The following is a 16,716-nucleotide window of genomic DNA, read 5'->3' on the forward strand; positions in this document are numbered from 1 at the left end:
CAAAGCAGCGGGCGCAAAAAGTACCAAACGTGTTGTCAGTTGGAAAGAATGCGCTATACTCAGCCTATGCACGAGCAAGCCATACAACACTTCAAAAATGCCGATCCAATCCTGGATTACGTGATTGGAAAAGTCGGAGCATTGGACTATACGCCCGAATCAGACGGTTTCGCCTTCCTGGTGCAGGTCATCATCGGACAGATGCTTTCAGCGAAGGCTGCCGATACCATCCATTCCCGCCTTCTTGCCAAGGTTGACGGTACTGTCACTCCTACTGCTGTTGCAATGCTTGAAGAAGACTCATTGCGCAGTCTGGGAATAGCGCGAAGAAAGGCCCAAACCATCCTTGCCCTGGCTCAACAGGTCATCCAAGACCCACAGGTCCTTGAGGATCTCTCCTCCTTGGATGACCGGCAGTGTCTGACACGTCTGTGCAAATACAAGGGCATCGGGCCCTGGACGGCGAAAATGTATCTGATTTTTGTATTGGATAGACCGGATGTCCTTCCCCTCGAGGATGGAGCGTTCCTGCAAGCCTATCGCCACCTCTACGGCGATGCAGATATAGAAACAAGGGCCTCCGTCTGGAAGCCCTATCGTTCACTCGCTGCACGGTATCTCTACCGCTTTCTCGATCTCGGGTACTGCCGCTAGGCCAGAAGCGCCTTGGCAAGCTCCTGCATTCCCGACAAATCCTGGTCGGTCGGGTTCCAATTCACCTTGACCTCGGCATCGACTACAGAGAAGCCCGCTTTGGTCAGCTCCGTACGAAGGACGGAATTTCCCTCTCCACTCCAGCCGTAACAGCCGTATACGCCGGCCTTCTTGTTCTTGAACTGCAGTTCGGAGAGGAAATGGAGCCAGCCGCCGACCGAAGAGAGAATCGATTTGCCCGCCGTCGGAGAGCCTACGGCTATCGCCTTCGACTTGAACACCTGCGTCATGATGTCATTCTTGTCGGTCTGGCTGATATTGAACACCTTGACCTTGGTATCGGGACTCAGTGCCTGTATCTGAGATGCAAGGGCATGGGAAAGCTGCTTTGTTCCATCCCACATCGTGTCGTAGACGATGGTGATCTGGTCCTCCTGATAGGCATCAGACCACGCCGCATACTTCTCTACGATCTGCAAGGGGTTGTCACGCCAGATGGCTCCATGGCTGGGGGCGATGATGTCGATGGGGAGATTCAGCTTCACAATCTCCTCGATCTTTCGTTTCACCAACGAGGAGAACGGGGTGAGGATGTTCGCATAGTACTTGATCGCCTCCTCTGCGAGCAGGCACTGGTCGGCCTTGTCGTTGAAGAGCTCCTCGATTCCGTAGTGCTGACCAAATGCATCGTTGGAGAACAAAATGTTGTCACCGGTCAGGTACGTCGCCATGCTGTCAGGCCAATGGAGCATGCGCATCTCAACAAATACCAGGCTCTTGCCGTTGCCCACGTCGACTGAATCGCCGGTCTTAACCACCTTGAAGTTCCATTCAGGATGATGGTACTGGCCCACCAGGGACTTCACTGCATTGGCTGTGCAATAGATCGGAGTCTCGGGGATTCTTTCCATCAGATACGGCAGAGCCCCGCTATGGTCGACCTCCCCGTGATTGACTACGATGAAGTCGATTTTCTCAAGCTGTATTTCCTTTTCAAGATTGTCCCGGAACTCCTTCTCATACGGTTTCCAGATGGTGTCGATGAGGACAGTCTTCTCCTCCTCGATCAAATAGGCGTTCTGACTTGAGCCGTGATTGATCGAATAGTCATCGCCATGGAAGGTCTTGAGTTCCCAATCAATCCTTCCAACCCAAGATACATTGTTCTTGATCGTCCTTTTCATGCATTCTCTCCTTGTCTTTATCAGAATACACCACCTTCAACTGAACCGCTATGCTGCAGCTCGATGCAGGATCCATATTTAAAAAGCCAGTTCTTTCAGCTTCGCCAAGTCGGCAATGGTGATTTTCTTCTTCCCGGTTATGCGAATAATCTGCTGTTCCTGCAGGACTGCCAGCTTGCGGTTCACCGTCTCCTTCGTCAGGTGGGTGGCATTCCCTATGTCCTCCTGCGACAGGAACAACTCAAGATTTGCGCTGCGAACAGCGCGTTGATGCAGGTACATGCAGATGCGCTTGGTCACATCCTTGGTACAGAGCATCTCAAGCTGCTGGCGGTACTGCTCCAGTTTGGTATTCAAATATGTCATGACTTTCAGCGAGATGGAAGGATCGGCGAGCATCAACTGCTTGAGCTTTTCCCCCTGTATCATGCAAATTCCGCTTCCTTGCTCGGCTATTGCACTCTCCTGCACCGTCCCGGGGGCGAACAAGCCGTCAGATCCGTAGAAGTCCCCGGGAAAGAGGGTGTCCAACAGCAGCTCCTTGCCGTCGACGGAGTAGCGCACCAGCTTCAGTGAGCCCGAGCGGACGATGTACAGGTTTTCCGATGCATCACCCTCGCGGAACAGCACTTCATCGGCCTCCAGCTCCCGCTGGAGAATGAGTCTCTGCACCCGCCCTATCTCGGAGGGGTCCAGATGTTGGAAAATGGGGACATTATGCAGACAAGGAGAGGTACCGTCGGAACAGGCGCTGCAATGCATCATAGCCATCAATCGTCCTCGTAGAGTTCGTTGACCAGAGCCCATGCATCCCCGTCGCTCTTTCTCAGACCGCAGAGCAGCGTGTACTGATTGAGCAAGGTCAAAAGATGTTTTTCCCTCACTTCCTGAGGACTGGAGAGAGCAATAACCGACTTCAGCTCCTCGCTATTGTCGTCCAGGTTTTGCACACGGTCGAACTCTCTGAGCATATCCTCCCTGGTGAACAGGAAGAAGTCCTTCACACCAAGTATCATGACCGGCATGTACTGCCTGCGCTGCAAGGCCTCGGCGGTAAGCTTGATCTGCTCTTGCGACGCATCCGGCTGCAATGCCTCATAGGCTGCTTGTAAATCATCCATACAGAGTGCCTCCTCTCTCTATGATACTCAAGGTCTAGAGAAAAAGCAAAATGAATAGGAGTTGTCATGATTATGCAGAAAATCCAAGAAACTAATGCATATTCCGATAAATATACATTTATCCGGCAATGGATTAGTTCAGACTTGATAAAAAGTACAAATATTTGATGCAAAATTCTGTAATATTTGTTAATATCTATGTAGCAGTTCGGAATTTTTATTACAGGATTGTACCACCGGTGGGGAGAAACAACATGATCAGGGAGAGGATTCGAGAAAATCTTGGCAGCATGTCCCCGTCCTTTCAGGAGATCGGGCGATGGCTGTTGGACAACTACGATGCAATAGGATTCTCCTCGGTTCATGACCTGAGCAAGACCATCGGGGTCAGCAATGCATCCTTGGTCCGATACACGCAGGCCCTCGGCTTCAAAGGCTACAAGCAGTTCAGGGAGGCAGTCCAGGAAGAGGTGAAAACAAAGCTGCATCCCGACTCAGAGGTCACCCTCAACGAACTGGACCTGTTGCCGGTCAAGAAACAGCTGCAGCGTCTCTCGGAGAACGAAATCAACAATCTCAGCAAAACCTTGAAAGACATCAGTGTACAGTCGTTGCTTGAGATGGTTGAAGGAGTGTTTGCCAGCAACCGTATATTCATCAGTGGATTCGGTGTCAGCAAGAACATCATGCAGATTTTTGAATACGCACTGACGTGTTTACAAATCAAGGATGTGCATGGCATCACCGGATCGATCAGTGACTACAGCCCGAAACTGCACACCATCGCAGAAGGAGACAGCCTCTTCATCCTGACCATGCCCCCCTACTCTCCCGAGGCCATCCATGTGGCAAGCCAAGCGAAGATGCAAGGGGCAAAGGTGTTTCTTTTCACCGATTCGGCAAACTGCCCCATCTATCCAGATGCAAAAGCGGTGGTGCGTTGTGCGAATAATTCACTGCTGCTCACCAACTCCTATGTGGGAATGATTGCAGTGATCCAAGTATTCATCAACATGCTTTTGCTCTCCAGCAAAGGCAGCCTCATATCCCATATGAAGGAAATCTACCATACAGAACAAGAGGGCTACGCATTCCTGAAAGCCCAGAAGGAAGGTTTACTGTGAAGATATTCATTTCAACCGACATGGAAGGCATTGAAGGCATCAGTTCGTGGAACGAGATGACCACCAAGGAAGCTTGGTGTGCCGGGCTTCTGAAACAGGAACTCACCTATGTAATCTCGACGCTGCTCGCACATGCCGACATCGAGGAAGTCTGCATCTGTGATTCGCACAGCAGAGGGGAGAACCTGCTCTACGGCTCGTTCTCAGATGAGCGGATCACCCATGTGAAAGGCTACCCACGCCGCAACTATATGATGGAAGGCCTGGATGAAAGCTTCGATGCGGTCTTCCTGCTCGGCTACCATGCAAGCATCGGGTCGCTGAACGGCGGCATGGACCACTCCTACAGCTCGTCGTGCATCTATCGGGTGCGCCTGAACGGCAGGGAGGTGGGGGAAGTCGAGATCAACGCCTACTATGCCGGTATGTTCGGCGTCCCTATCGCCCTCATCAGCGGCGATGACATTCTAGAGGCCCAGATGAAGGACTTTCTGAAGGTTCCTTATGTTCGAACCAAGGAAGGAATGGGCCGCTATGCTGCAAAAATGTACAGCCCCGAACGGGTGAAGCAGACGTTTGAAACGCAGGTGCAGGCCTTCCTTACACAAAAAGAGTTCGAAGTGAAACGATTGGACGGTGAGGTTACGTTGGAAGTAGACCTGGCCACCACGGTCATAGCAGACGCGGTTTCCATCGTCCCGGGCATCAAACGTCTCGATGGAAGAACGGTGCAGTATACCAGCAGCAGGTATGAAGACATCTTTCATATGATCCTGACCATTGCCATGCTTGGTGGCAAATTCGCCCAGTATACATAAGATGAACCCGCGTTTGAGAGAGGAAGAGGTATGGGAAAGTATATAGTACGACGCTTGCTCATGATGATACCGGTGCTCCTTGGAGTCACCTTCATAGTATTTTTCATCATGTCCCTGACGCCCGGCGATCCGGCCGCCATCATTCTGGGAGACCAGGCGAGCGCCGAATCGCTTGCACAAAAACGAATCGAGCTGGGATTGGATAAACCCTTGCTCGTACGGTATGCAAGCTACATGGGAAGCCTCTTTCGCGGAGATCTTGGGGTTAGTTACCGCAACCAGCTCTCGGTGGCCGAGCAGGTGTGGGATAAGTTCCCGAACACCGCGTTATTGGCCATCGCCGGTATTCTGGTTGCGCTGCTCATCGGTATTCCGGTGGGAATCCTCTCTGCAAAGAAACAGTACACATTCATGGACAACTCCTCGATGGTGCTGTCCTTGGTTGGGGTTTCCATGCCCAATTTCTGGTTGGGCCTTTTACTCTCCCTTCTGTTCGCGCTCAAGCTCGGCTGGCTTCCTTCACAAGGAATGGGCAGCGGGTTTTTCGGGTTGCTGCGCTCCTTGGTCCTGCCCGCCATCACCCTGGGAACAGGTGTTGCAGCGACTGTGGTGCGCATGACCCGCTCCTCCATGCTTGAGGTAATCCGCCAGGACTATATCTCCACTGCACGGGCGAAGGGAATTACAGAAAAGCAGATCACCAACAAGCACATGCTCAAGAACGCCCTCATTCCCATCGTCACTGCAGTGGGTCTGCAGTTCGGCCACCTCCTCGGAGGAGCCATGCTTACCGAAACCATCTTCTCCTGGCCGGGGCTGGGACGCCTGATGGTCGATTCGATTACCAGCAAGGATATTCCCATGGTACTGGGAGCTGTAATTTTCATGGCGGTCATGTTCAGCTTCGTCAATCTTCTGGTCGACATCCTCTATGCCTTCCTCGACCCGCGCATAAAGAGCCAATACAAGGGGAGAAAGGCAACCATCAGAAAGGAGGTCACCGCATGAAGACATCGGATGCCAGGAAACAACGCACCCTTGCAGCAGAGACCTGGAGACGTTTCAGGAAAAACAAGCTGGCACTTGCCGGCATGATCGTCCTGATCACCCTGGTGCTTATCGCCCTGAGCACCATAGTAATCGACTTGGTCACCGACAATGCCATTTACAACAACTATGTAATCAAGCAAAACCTTCGACTCAGGCTGCAGGGCCCGAGCAAGGCCCATTTATTCGGCCTCGATGAGTTCGGCCGTGACGTACTCATGCGAATGCTCTGGGCGGTGCGATACTCCCTGTTCATGGGAACCATCGCCATCGCACTGTCGACAGTCGTCGGGGTCGTTCTCGGTTCGATCGCCGGCTACTACGGCAAGGTTACCGACAACATCATCATGCGCTTCATGGATGTGCTGCTCGCCATTCCTTCCATGTTGCTGGCAACCGCCATCGTCGCCGCCTTGGGCACCAGCCTGACCAATGTCCTGATAGCAATCGCCATCAGCTATGTACCCACCTTCGCCCGCACGGTCCGCGCCTCGGTGCTGACCATCAAGGACCAGGAGTTCATCGAGGCAGCACGTGCAATGGGTGCCAGTGATTTCCGCATCATTTTCAAATACATTCTCCCCAACTCGATGGCCCCGCTCATCGTACAGTCAACATTGGGAGTCGCCGGTGCGATTTTATCCATTGCAGGGCTTTCCTTCCTTGGCTTGGGCATACAGCCGCCGACCCCCGAATGGGGTTCGATGCTCTCCTCGGCAAGGTCCTACATCCGGGAAGGCTGGCATATAACCGTAATTCCAGGGTTGGGAATCATGATCACCATCCTCGCACTCAACGTCATGGGTGATGGATTGCGCGACGCCCTCGATCCACGATTGAAGAATTAGGAGAGACCATGAAGACTACTACCGAAGAGCTGATACGCATTGAAAATCTCACCGTTCAGTATGAAACCGATGACGCGGTGGTCCATGCGCTCAACGCCGTCTCGCTTTTCATGAGAAAAGGAGAGACGCTGGGCCTGGTTGGAGAGACCGGAGCCGGCAAGACCACCCTCGCACGAAGCATCCTGCGTCTGATTCCCTCCCCTCCGGGCGTCATTAAATCCGGCAAAATTTTCTTTGACGGCATGGACCTGCTCAGTTTGAGCGAGAACCAGATGCGCGCCATTCGAGGCAACAGCATCTCCATGATTTTCCAAGATCCCATGACCAGTTTGAATCCTGTGATGAGCGTCGGGGACCAGATCATGGAGGTTGTGGAGGCCCACAACAAGGAATTGAGTAAAGCTGAGATGGAAAAGCAGGCACTTTCCATGCTGGAGATGGTCGGTATTCCTTCATCAAGAAGCCATGAATATCCTCATCAGTTCTCAGGGGGAATGAAGCAGCGGGTCATCATCGCCATCGCCCTCGCATGCAATCCCACCCTGCTGATCGCCGACGAGCCGACCACCGCCTTGGATGTAACCATCCAGGCCCAGGTTCTCGATATGATCACAGCCCTCAAGACCCGGCTGAATACTGCAATGCTGCTCATCACCCACGACCTCGGGGTGGTGGCGCAGAATTGCGACCGCGTTGCAATCCTGTATGCCGGGCAGATCATCGAACTGGGTACGCTCAGCGATATTTTCAAACGCCCCACCCACCCCTACACCAAGGGGTTGCTCGGTTCCATTCCCTCTCTGACCAAGGAAGTAAGGCGGCTCAGTCCGATCAAGGGCATGATGCCAGACCCGACCGACCTGCCGCCGGGATGCAAGTTTGCACCCCGCTGCCAATTTGCAACGGACATCTGCAGACAGGCTGTCCCGCCATCCTATCAGATCAGCGACACTCATCAAGTGCGCTGCGTCCTTGCCAATGCGGAGGTGCACAATGGCTGAACCCTTGCTCAAGGTTGAACACCTGAAGAAATACTTTCATACCAATCAAGGCACCCTGCATGCGGTTGACGATGTCTCCTTCACCCTCAACAAGGGCGAGACGCTGGGGGTTGTCGGTGAGTCAGGCTGTGGAAAGTCCACCTTGGGAAGAACCATCCTGCGCCTCCACGAGCCGACGGACGGAAAAGTCTTCTTTGAAGGGAAGGAGATTACCACTCTGGGCAAGCTGGAGATGAAGAACATCAGGCGCGATATGCAAATCATCTTCCAAGATCCATTCGCCTCACTCAATCCGCGCATGACCATCAGCGAGACAATCGGAGAGAGCCTGCTCATCCAAAAGATCTACACCCGCAAGCAAGCCGATCAGTTGAGAAAGCGTGTGCTGGAGCTGATGGATTTCGTCGGACTGTCGCCAAGGCTGGTCAACAGCTATCCGCATGAGCTGGACGGAGGCAGAAGGCAGCGCATCGGAATCGCCCGAACCCTCGCCCTCGATCCGAAGTTCATTGTCTGCGATGAGCCGGTATCTGCGTTGGACGTCTCCATTCAGGCTCAGATTCTCAACCTCATGCAGGATCTGCAGGATGAGTTCGGCCTGACCTACCTCTTCATCACTCATGACCTTTCGGTGGTGAAGCATCTCTCCAATACCATTGCGGTCATGTACTTGGGACAGGTGGTCGAGCATGCACCTTCCTTGCAGCTCTTTGAAAAACCGCTGCACCCCTATACCCAGGCCCTGCTTTCCGCCATTCCCGTTCCCGACCCCGATTACGAGGTCAATCGGGTGCTTCTACAGGGAGAACTGACCAGTCCCGTCGATCCAATCCCCGGTTGTCGATTCGCCAAGCGGTGTCCGTATGCCTGTGATGCATGCAGGAAGGCTGATATTCCTCTCAAGGAAGTGGCCCCCGGTCACTTTGTTGCTTGTACGTTGGTGTAAAACATTGTTCCTGCCAAAGGGCCAATGAAAGAAATAGGAGAAAAGACCATGAAAAAGATGCTGACCGTGCTACTCGTTTTACTCTGCAGCGCAGCCCTCTTCGCTGGCGGGTCCGCAGAATCGTCCACCACAGCCGCAACAGGCTACAAGGATACGATTACTGTCGGACAAGGTGCGGATGTCACCTCATTCGATCCTCACATCGGTAAGGAGACCCCCGCTGTCGCAGTCACCAACCACATCTTTGACACGCTTGTGGACACCAATCCGACTACCGGTGAGGTTGTCCCCCAGATTGCTGAGAAATGGGAGGTAGTATCCCCTACTTCGTACCGGTTCTTTATCCGCAAGGGCCTTACGTTCCACAACGGTGAAGCCCTGGATGCCGACGACGTAAAGTTCTCACTCGATCGCGCCATTGCAAGCGGATCGGTCTCCTACATCGTCGACTTCATCAAGGAAGTAAAGATCGAAGACCAGTACACCGTCCTTGTCACCACCAAGGCTCCGTACGGACCGACGCTGCGCAACCTCGCAGTTCCCTTCGCCGCCATCGTTCCCAAGGACTATGTCTCTGCAAACCAGGACATCCTGAAGACCAAGCCCGTCGGATCAGGTCCCTACAAGTTCGTCTCCTGGACCCAGAACGACAATGCCAAGCTTGAAGCCTATGACCAGTACTACAACGGCGCCCCCAAGACCAAGAACCTGATCATCAAGGTCATTCCTGAAGCATCCCAGAGAACCATAGCCCTAGAGACCGGTGAACTGGATATAGTGTACGATGTGCTGGTATCAGACCTCAAGCGTGTGAAGGAAAACAAGAACCTCGTTCTTTTGGAAGCACCGTCGTTGACCTGTTTCTACATCTCCTTCAACATGCGCAAGCCCCCGTTCGACAACCAGAAGGTCCGTCAGGCCATCAACATGGCGATCGACCGCCAGCTGCTGGTTGACACCGTCAACAGCGGTACCGGAGCCGCAGCCGATGAGATCATCGCCCCGGCCGTATACGGCTACTACTCCACCGGTGTATGGGAATACAATCCCACCAAGGCAAAGCAACTGCTTGCAGAAGCCGGCTACCCCAACGGGTTCAATGCAACATTGTGGGTGAACAACAACCAGAGCCGTGTAGAGATGTGCCAGGCCATTCAGGAGATGCTCAGGGAAATCGGCATCACCGTAAAGGTCGAGGTGATGGAATTCGGCACCTTCATCAGCCGTACCACCGCCGGGGAGCATGACATGGGATATTTCGGCTGGGTAACCTCCACCAAGGATGCCGACTACTCCTACTACTCCTTGCAGCACAGTTCACAGCAGGGAGCTCCCGGAAACCGCTCCTTCATCGCCGATCCCGAAGTCGACCGTCTGGTCATGCTCGGTCGCACCAGTGCCGACACCAAGGTTCGCGATGCCGCATACAAGGATCTAGCCATCAGGCTGAAGGAAATCGCAAACAACGCTCCGATCCTTTATACCGCGATCACCGCCGGTACAAACAAGAAGGTTGAGGGCTTCGTACTCGACCCGATCGGATATCACAGATTGGAGACCGTCAAGGTGTCCAAGTAACAGGCATCAGGTTCCAGGCAGGCGGCATTGCAGCGGACGTACGTACTCTGCTGCACATCCTTGGGTTCCCTTGTGATGCCCCTGCCTGGTTTCATTCCATCCAAAAGGATAAAAGTCCATGAATACGCAAGACCTCATTCAGAGCATCAAACGCATCAGCGATGCCAACGGCATCAGCGGTTTTGAAGATGAAGTGCTTCATGTAATCCGAGCAGAAGGTGCCGGCCTGGGTACCTTCGAGGAAGACCGGATTCGCAACCTCTATCTCTACCGACACGAAAACAAAGCAGGAAGGCCCATCGTACAACTGAACGCCCACACAGATGAGGTTGGTTTCATGGTCAAGGCGATACGCCCTGACGGTATGATTGAGTTCATAGCCATCGGAGGTTGGATCCCGACCAATGTCCCGGCCCACATGGTGCGCATCCTCAACAAGGATGGTGTCTATGTTCCGGCCGTAGTTGCAAGCAAACCTCCTCACTTTATGAGTGAGGCAGAAAAGAAGGCCCCCTTGGAAATCACAAACCTCGTACTCGATGTAGGGGCGAGCAGCAGTGAAGAGGTCATCAAGGAGTATCGAATCGGAATAGCTGCACCTGTGGTGCCCGAAGTAAGCTGCACCTTTGATGAGAAGCACGGCCTTTTCATCGGCAAGGCGTTCGACTGCCGCATCGGCTGTGCAAGCACCCTCGCCACCCTCAAGGAGTTGCAGGGCATGGATCTGAAGGTCAACCTCGTTGGCGACTTCTCCAGCCAGGAGGAAGTGGGAACCCGAGGCTCGATTGTCAGTGCCAATACCATCAAGGCCGACCTGGCCATCGTCTTCGAAGGCTGTCCTGCCGATGATACGGTGGTGCCCTCGTATCAGGCGCAAACGTGTCTAAAAAAGGGCCCGATGCTGCGCCACATCGATTCACGTATGATCACCAACCCCCGCTTCCAGCGGTACGCCCTGAACCTGGCCCAAGAGCTAGGCATCCCGGTACAGGAGGCCGTGCGCAGTGCAGGAGCAACCAACGGCGCTCCCATTCACTTGGCCCATGATGGAATTCCTGCCATTGTCATCGGTGTCCCTGTCCGCTATGCCCACACGCATTATGGGATCAGCGCTCTCTTCGATGTCGAGCAGGCAGTACGCCTAGCCAAGGAAATCCTGCTGCGGATGGACAGCAAGACCATCAGGAGCTTTTGATATGGGAATGCGCATCGGGTCCATGTTTCCTCTTCAGGAGGTCGGGGAGAAACCATCCTCTTACTTTTCGAATAGAGGAGAGGATGTGCAATACTTTCTTTCCGGCCGATGCGCACTCTACGCCTGCCTTCTGGATTGCACTAAAAACAACACACCAAACATTGCCTACGTTCCTGCCTACACATGCGAGACAGTGCTTGCCAGCTATGTGAAGGCAGGTTATACCCTGCGTTTCTACGACGTCGACATAGAAGACCTCAGACCATGCTTCAAGACAGAGGACCTGCAAGGAGTCTCTGCTCTGAACCTCTGTGGCTACTTCGGTTTCAGCAGGTATGACAGCGCCTTTCTCCGTGAATGTAAAAGAAGAAACATTACAATCATCCAAGATACCACCCACAGCATGTTCTCCAAAGATGGACACTACGAGGGAGCTGATTACTATGCAGGTAGTGTCCGAAAATGGCTGGGGATTGCAAGCGGCGGTGTTGCAGTCAAAAGGAACGGTACATTCTCAATACAGCCGATTCCCGCCGACGAAGAGCATCTCAAAGGCCGCTACAAGGCGATGGAGTTTCGAAAGTTCGCAATCAAGACGGACAGTGATTCCTACAACGAGATGGCCTCTTCGGTGTTCTGGGAGACGGAGATGCGCCTCAGACGCATGTTCGATGCCTTTGCAGGCGACCAAAAATCCAAGACAATCCTGGACCATCTCGATCCGACATTCCTGATTGAAAAACGTAGAACGAATTACCAAACGCTTCTCGATGCACTCACTCCCTCGTCGCAATGCCGGCCGATATTCAGCAACCTTGACGAACATACCTGCCCCAGTCACTTCTCCTTCTATGCACAGGACAGGGAGCAAGCGCAGCAGCAATTGGAGAAAAAGGGTATACGGAGCACCGTTTACTGGCCGCTGCCCCCTATGCTGGCCGACAGGGAACGCTATGGGCAGGCATCATACATCTACGATCATGTAATGAGTGTGCAGATGGACCAGCGGTACAGCAAAGAGGATATGGCGTATCTGGGGAAGGAATTAGCGAAATTATAATCGTTGCACTCTTGCACATAAGGTGTATTACTTGTACCCTTGGCTATTATGAAAAGAAGACGCCTCCTGCTTGTCTTCCTGCTCTGTTCTACCTGCTTCGCCCTCCAAGCTACACCAAATTTCACGGCTATCTACCAACCTGAACAGTATCTTGAGTTCAAGAATGGCACAGATCCCTATACAAACTCGCAATTCGTCGCGCTGTTGGGTACCATGACGGTGGAAATCACTTCACCGGTTAGTATGAGACAACCCTCGTTTGTGCAGATGAATTCCAGTGCAGAGTTCTATTTCAGGGGCATGTTCGATTGGAATCCGAATAACATCAACACCACTCATACCATGCAGAACACCCAGTTCTATCTTGACACGGTTACCACTGTACGAAACCCGCAGGAGCATGTGTACAAAATCAGGCAGTCGCGAGGAGATGGGATTGCATTGCTCACTACCGTAGACAATTGGTACAATGTTTCCTTCTTCGAGACGAAAATCTACCTGAGAGCCAATCCAAGCGCCGATAAATACCTTCCGGGGAGCCGGTACGATTTGGTAAGCGGGACCATTGGAACGTTCAACTTTGCCGTCTCGGATGAGAGCGGAAACATCAACCATATGAAGGTGTATGTCTCGGTCAATGGGCAGGTAATCGTCGACAATAATCCCGTGAGTGAACCCATCCCCGTAGTAGGAACGTCAGGACCGACAACAACGCTTCCGTCGGTTCCGTATGTCGACGGGGATCATCCAAATCCCGACAGGGTGCTCTATCTGCTTCAGATTCTCGATGTGCGATCCTTCAATCCTTCAGATGCCTTCAACCCGCATAGAGCACGCGTCGCAACTGCAAAAATTACCTTGCAGAATGCAAAACCCGATGAAGCATATGATGTATATATCAGTTTTGACAGCGAAGTCACTCCCGGGCAGTTCAGACTCTCCCTTGACGGGGATCCATCCCAATATGGATTTTCCTACACGCTTTTCTTCCAAGATGAACCGGTCAATCCCGATGAGCAGGAAAGCTGGCTGGGCCTTACCTTGCAAGGCCCCAACGAGGCATATATCGATGCCAGGATCATTGAGGAATCGAAAGCCGAGAATGCCCCGGCTGGAACCTACAGTGATACCATCAGGGTCAGCATCACTCCGTTCGATACAATTTGAAGCAAGCCCATAAAACAAAACTCCCCTTCCCGTAAGGGAGGAGGAGTCTCTCTGTTTATGCCGCCTCTCAGAATTGAACTGAGGACACAAGGATTTTCAGTCCTTTGCTCTACCAACTGAGCTAAAGCGGCGTCAACGTCCTCTTGTATACCCTAATTGAGGATTTCTTGTCAACACCTTTCTAAAAAAACGCAAAATCTTGCACCTGACACCCGTTGGATATGTGCTATAGTCCTCTGGAAGGGAGGAGCGTATGATCAAGGTATGCATGTTCGATATGGGAGGGGTGCTGGTACGCAATTTTCTGGTGGCTCCCAAGCTTCTCGCCTTTCTTGGCCGTAGTGAAACTTCCTTTTCCGAGCTTCCTGATTCGTTCAGGCAAGCTCTACGAGCTCACAGCAAAGGAGAAATCGAAGAGCTGGAACTATGGGACATCTATGAGAAGACAACAGGTTCCTGTGTCCTAAAGCATGAAGGGAGCCTGCTTGGGAAATTCTTTGAACCGACTGTCGACATACCCACGCAGGACATTCTCTGCGAACTAAAGCAGAAAGGCTATCGAGTAATCTGCGGCACCAATGTCAACGATTCCCACTACACCATCCACCATCAACTGCATCAGTATGACATTTTCGACCACGTCTATGCCTCCCATCTTCTGCATAGCGCGAAACCTGAAGGAGCTTTCTTTCAAAGTATCCTGGAAAGCGAGCAGCTGGAACCCGACCAGCTGTTCTTTACCGATGACATGCCTGCGAATATTGAAAGCGCCCGCACACAAGGCTTGGAAGCCTACCTGTACACCGATGCGATTGCGTTGCAAGCACAACTGGAGAAACTGAAAATTCTTCGCTAGAACGCATCCAGATGCTTCTGTATTGAATCAGCGAGCTTTGCGATATGCAAACCATCCACAAACGAATGATGCGCCTGCACAGAGAAAGGAAGCAGCCATTTGCCATCCTTTACCGTATACTTGCCCCAATCGAATAAAGGAGTGGATGCATCCTTCTTTCCGGAAATAGTATGGGAGATATGGGTGTAAGAGAGCCAAGGCATGGGAGAAAATTGGAAGACATCATTCGCCAAGGGACCGGTAAAGTACTCCTTCTGCGCTTTCACCCGTGCGGCAGCTTCAGCCAGATAGTCGGGAAGGCTATCCTGCATAGGAACATAGACTACCTTGAACAAATCGCTCTGCTCATCCAAATAGGTACAAGCAGTATTGATCTTCTTGTACAAAACAACCCGACCATCGAGAAACCGATACCGAAACTCCTCGATTTCCTGGGCACACGAAGTCACCAGATGCACCATTGAGAACGTAAATGAGCAACCTAAAGACCGAACCCTCCCAAGAAAATGCGTAACGTCGAGTTCAACCGTCACACAATACGAAGGTTCCACACACTCCTTTCTTGTTTCAGATTCTATCACAATCACATAAGCAATGCCCGAGGTTGACAATTCCTTTCAAATCTTGCCCAATGCAGGGTCATCTGCTACAGTCACAGCACATGACTGATGCAAACCATCCCATCCTTTCGGTCCAAAACCTCAGCTTCTTCTTCGAGCAGGACAATCATATCCTCAAGGACCTCAGTTTTTCGATAGCAAAAGGTTCCTTCACCCTCATCACCGGGCCCAACGGGTCAGGCAAGAGTCTTTTGCTGCGTTGCCTGAAAGGGCTCCTGCAGCCAAAGACCGGTTCAATACACATCCTGGATGAAGATTTGACTCATAAGGCCAAGCAACGGATGCAAGCCATCGGACTGGTCTTTCAGGATGCAGAGACGCAGATAGTCGGCCAAACCGTCGAGAAGGACATCCGCTTCGGGATGGAGAATCTTGGATTACCCAAGGAAGTGCAGGAAAACAGACTGGAAGAAGTGCTTGCACTGCTGGATCTGCACAAGCAGAGGAACCAACGTCCACGCACGCTCAGCGGAGGGGAAAAGAGGCGCCTGGCAATCGCCGGGCTGCTGGTCATGGACCCCAGGCTGCTGGTTCTGGACGAACCGTTCGCAAACCTCGACTACCGCTCGGTGGTCAGCGTGCTCTCCACCCTGCTGCGTCTGCAAAAGGCGGGGCATACGATCATCCTGGTAAGCCATGAAGTGGACAAGACACTCGCACACGCAGACCACGTGCTCCTGCTCGATGACGGGCATCTGGTACAAAGCGGCACTGCTGTCGATGTGTATCCGCACCTGGCATCCCATGGCATCTACCTGCCCTCCTCGGCGGGTATTGAGGAACTCTCATGGCTGAAGCGCTGATCTTCCACTACCGGGCGCAGGACACCTTCTTGTGCAAGGCAAATCCGCTCACCAAGGTTGTTGCCGTCATCGCCATTTGTGTACTCATTCTCTCCCTCTCCTTGTCCGGCTTGCTTTTGGTAAGCGCTGCCTTGCTTGTCACAACCTTTGCCCAACACCTGCCCTTGCGCAGCTATAAGCGCGAGCTCAAGTACTTTGCCTTTCTGCTGTTGCTCATCCTTATAACCGAATATATGGCGACACAAAGCCATCAGCAGGCAGCTTCGGCCTTTCTTCGTTTCGTCTGCATAATCCTCTGCGGCCTGCTCATCGCCGACAGCACCTCTCCCGACGACCTGGCTCGATCACTGGGAAGCCTTCTCGATGGAATCCCGTTCATACGGGGTTGGGAGGTTGCCAGCGCCATCGAGCTGACTCTCTCCATTCTTCCCATGATCTTCGATGCAGCCCTGCAGGTCGTCACCGCCAGAAAAGCCCGCCTTGAGAGACGACGCAACCCGTTGGCCTCACTCACCTCCCTGATTTCCGCCATCTTCAGCCTCCTGTTGGACAAGACCGAGGACCTCTCCCTAGCCCTGGAGGCAAGGCTCTTCGACCCGGTTCGTCCACGGCAGAGACTTCCTTACACGATAGCCGACCTGAAGCTCGCAATCCTTCTTCTCATACTGCTTTTGCTTGCTTCCATGCTATAGTT

At 52.7% G+C, this 16,716-nt stretch carries 18 protein-coding genes and 1 tRNA gene; 14 read left to right on the forward strand and 5 right to left on the reverse strand.

Translation table 11 applies throughout. The annotated features are described in order from the left end of the window. The first annotated feature begins 66 nt into the window (after positions 1-66). Entirely contained in the window at positions 67-654 is a 588-nt protein-coding gene (locus tag MUG09_RS11755; RefSeq protein ID WP_244771620.1) for a DNA-3-methyladenine glycosylase family protein, read from the forward strand. On the opposite strand, the gene MUG09_RS11760 is transcribed toward MUG09_RS11755, so the two are convergent. From MUG09_RS11760 to MUG09_RS11770, 3 genes are all read right to left on the reverse strand, one after another. Beyond that, a complete protein-coding gene (locus MUG09_RS11760; RefSeq protein WP_244771621.1) occupies positions 651-1,838 on the reverse strand; it encodes an oxygen-binding di-iron domain-containing protein in 1,188 nt (395 codons plus the stop codon). The genes MUG09_RS11755 and MUG09_RS11760 overlap by 4 nt on opposite strands. 78 nt (positions 1,839-1,916) lie before the next feature. After that, a complete protein-coding gene (locus MUG09_RS11765) occupies positions 1,917-2,609 on the reverse strand; it encodes a Crp/Fnr family transcriptional regulator (protein ID WP_244771622.1) in 693 nt (230 codons plus the stop codon). Next, positions 2,609-2,959 (reverse strand): hypothetical protein, encoded by a 351-nt coding sequence (locus MUG09_RS11770; RefSeq protein ID WP_244771623.1) that lies wholly within the window; start codon positions 2,957-2,959, stop codon positions 2,609-2,611. Before MUG09_RS11770 ends, MUG09_RS11765 begins: the two co-directional genes overlap by 1 nt. A gap of 254 nt (positions 2,960-3,213) precedes the next feature. On the opposite strand from MUG09_RS11770, the gene MUG09_RS11775 reads away from it, so the two are divergent. The 10 genes from MUG09_RS11775 (at position 3,214) to MUG09_RS11820 (ending at position 13,743) form a co-directional block, all read left to right on the forward strand. Then, positions 3,214-4,083, forward strand: a complete 870-nt coding sequence (locus MUG09_RS11775; protein ID WP_244771624.1) for a MurR/RpiR family transcriptional regulator — start codon at positions 3,214-3,216, stop codon at positions 4,081-4,083. Next, positions 4,080-4,901: a M55 family metallopeptidase gene (locus tag MUG09_RS11780; protein WP_244771625.1), complete on the forward strand. Its 822-nt coding sequence runs from the start codon at positions 4,080-4,082 to the stop codon at positions 4,899-4,901. Before MUG09_RS11775 ends, MUG09_RS11780 begins: the two co-directional genes overlap by 4 nt. 30 nt (positions 4,902-4,931) lie before the next feature. Then, positions 4,932-5,909, forward strand: a complete 978-nt coding sequence (locus tag MUG09_RS11785; RefSeq protein WP_244771626.1) for an ABC transporter permease — start codon at positions 4,932-4,934, stop codon at positions 5,907-5,909. Continuing rightward, on the forward strand, positions 5,906-6,796 hold the full coding sequence (locus MUG09_RS11790; protein WP_244771627.1) for an ABC transporter permease: 891 nt from the start codon (positions 5,906-5,908) through the stop codon (positions 6,794-6,796). Before MUG09_RS11785 ends, MUG09_RS11790 begins: the two co-directional genes overlap by 4 nt. An 8-nt stretch (positions 6,797-6,804) precedes the next feature. After that, the gene (locus MUG09_RS11795) at positions 6,805-7,797 is read left to right on the forward strand and encodes an ABC transporter ATP-binding protein (RefSeq protein ID WP_244771628.1); all 993 of its coding nucleotides are present in this window, start codon (positions 6,805-6,807) and stop codon (positions 7,795-7,797) included. Further along, positions 7,790-8,743 carry an ABC transporter ATP-binding protein gene (locus MUG09_RS11800; protein ID WP_244771629.1) on the forward strand — a complete coding sequence of 318 codons (954 nt, stop codon included), beginning with the start codon at positions 7,790-7,792 and terminating at the stop codon, positions 8,741-8,743. Before MUG09_RS11795 ends, MUG09_RS11800 begins: the two co-directional genes overlap by 8 nt. Positions 8,744-8,791: 48 nt before the next feature. Continuing rightward, positions 8,792-10,321: an ABC transporter substrate-binding protein gene (locus MUG09_RS11805; RefSeq protein ID WP_244771630.1), complete on the forward strand. Its 1,530-nt coding sequence runs from the start codon at positions 8,792-8,794 to the stop codon at positions 10,319-10,321. A gap of 118 nt (positions 10,322-10,439) precedes the next feature. Beyond that, positions 10,440-11,516: a M42 family metallopeptidase gene (locus MUG09_RS11810; RefSeq protein ID WP_244771631.1), complete on the forward strand. Its 1,077-nt coding sequence runs from the start codon at positions 10,440-10,442 to the stop codon at positions 11,514-11,516. Between the two features lies 1 nt (position 11,517). Beyond that, positions 11,518-12,576 (forward strand): PLP-dependent aminotransferase family protein, encoded by a 1,059-nt coding sequence (locus MUG09_RS11815; protein ID WP_244771632.1) that lies wholly within the window; start codon positions 11,518-11,520, stop codon positions 12,574-12,576. A gap of 48 nt (positions 12,577-12,624) precedes the next feature. After that, on the forward strand, positions 12,625-13,743 hold the full coding sequence (locus MUG09_RS11820) for a hypothetical protein (RefSeq protein ID WP_244771633.1): 1,119 nt from the start codon (positions 12,625-12,627) through the stop codon (positions 13,741-13,743). A gap of 58 nt (positions 13,744-13,801) precedes the next feature. Here MUG09_RS11820 and MUG09_RS11825 read toward each other — a convergent pair. Further along, positions 13,802-13,874: transfer RNA gene (locus tag MUG09_RS11825), tRNA-Phe, on the reverse strand. 122 nt (positions 13,875-13,996) lie between these two features. Here MUG09_RS11825 and MUG09_RS11830 point away from each other — a divergent pair. Next, positions 13,997-14,599: an HAD-IA family hydrolase gene (locus MUG09_RS11830; RefSeq protein ID WP_244771634.1), complete on the forward strand. Its 603-nt coding sequence runs from the start codon at positions 13,997-13,999 to the stop codon at positions 14,597-14,599. On the opposite strand, the gene MUG09_RS11835 is transcribed toward MUG09_RS11830, so the two are convergent. Then, positions 14,596-15,150 carry a CatA-like O-acetyltransferase gene (locus MUG09_RS11835; protein ID WP_244771635.1) on the reverse strand — a complete coding sequence of 185 codons (555 nt, stop codon included), beginning with the start codon at positions 15,148-15,150 and terminating at the stop codon, positions 14,596-14,598. The genes MUG09_RS11830 and MUG09_RS11835 overlap by 4 nt on opposite strands. A 110-nt stretch (positions 15,151-15,260) precedes the next feature. Here MUG09_RS11835 and MUG09_RS11840 point away from each other — a divergent pair, with 110 nt between their 5' ends. After that, the gene (locus tag MUG09_RS11840; protein WP_244771636.1) at positions 15,261-16,022 is read left to right on the forward strand and encodes an energy-coupling factor ABC transporter ATP-binding protein; all 762 of its coding nucleotides are present in this window, start codon (positions 15,261-15,263) and stop codon (positions 16,020-16,022) included. Continuing rightward, complete coding sequence (locus MUG09_RS11845) at positions 16,007-16,714, forward strand: energy-coupling factor transporter transmembrane component T family protein (RefSeq protein WP_244771637.1); 708 nt, start codon at positions 16,007-16,009, stop codon at positions 16,712-16,714. The genes MUG09_RS11840 and MUG09_RS11845 overlap by 16 nt, the downstream gene beginning before the upstream one ends. Positions 16,715-16,716: the final 2 nt, after the last annotated feature.

The sequence above is a fragment of the Sphaerochaeta associata genome (assembly GCF_022869165.1).
Taxonomy (GTDB): domain Bacteria; phylum Spirochaetota; class Spirochaetia; order Sphaerochaetales; family Sphaerochaetaceae; genus Sphaerochaeta; species Sphaerochaeta associata.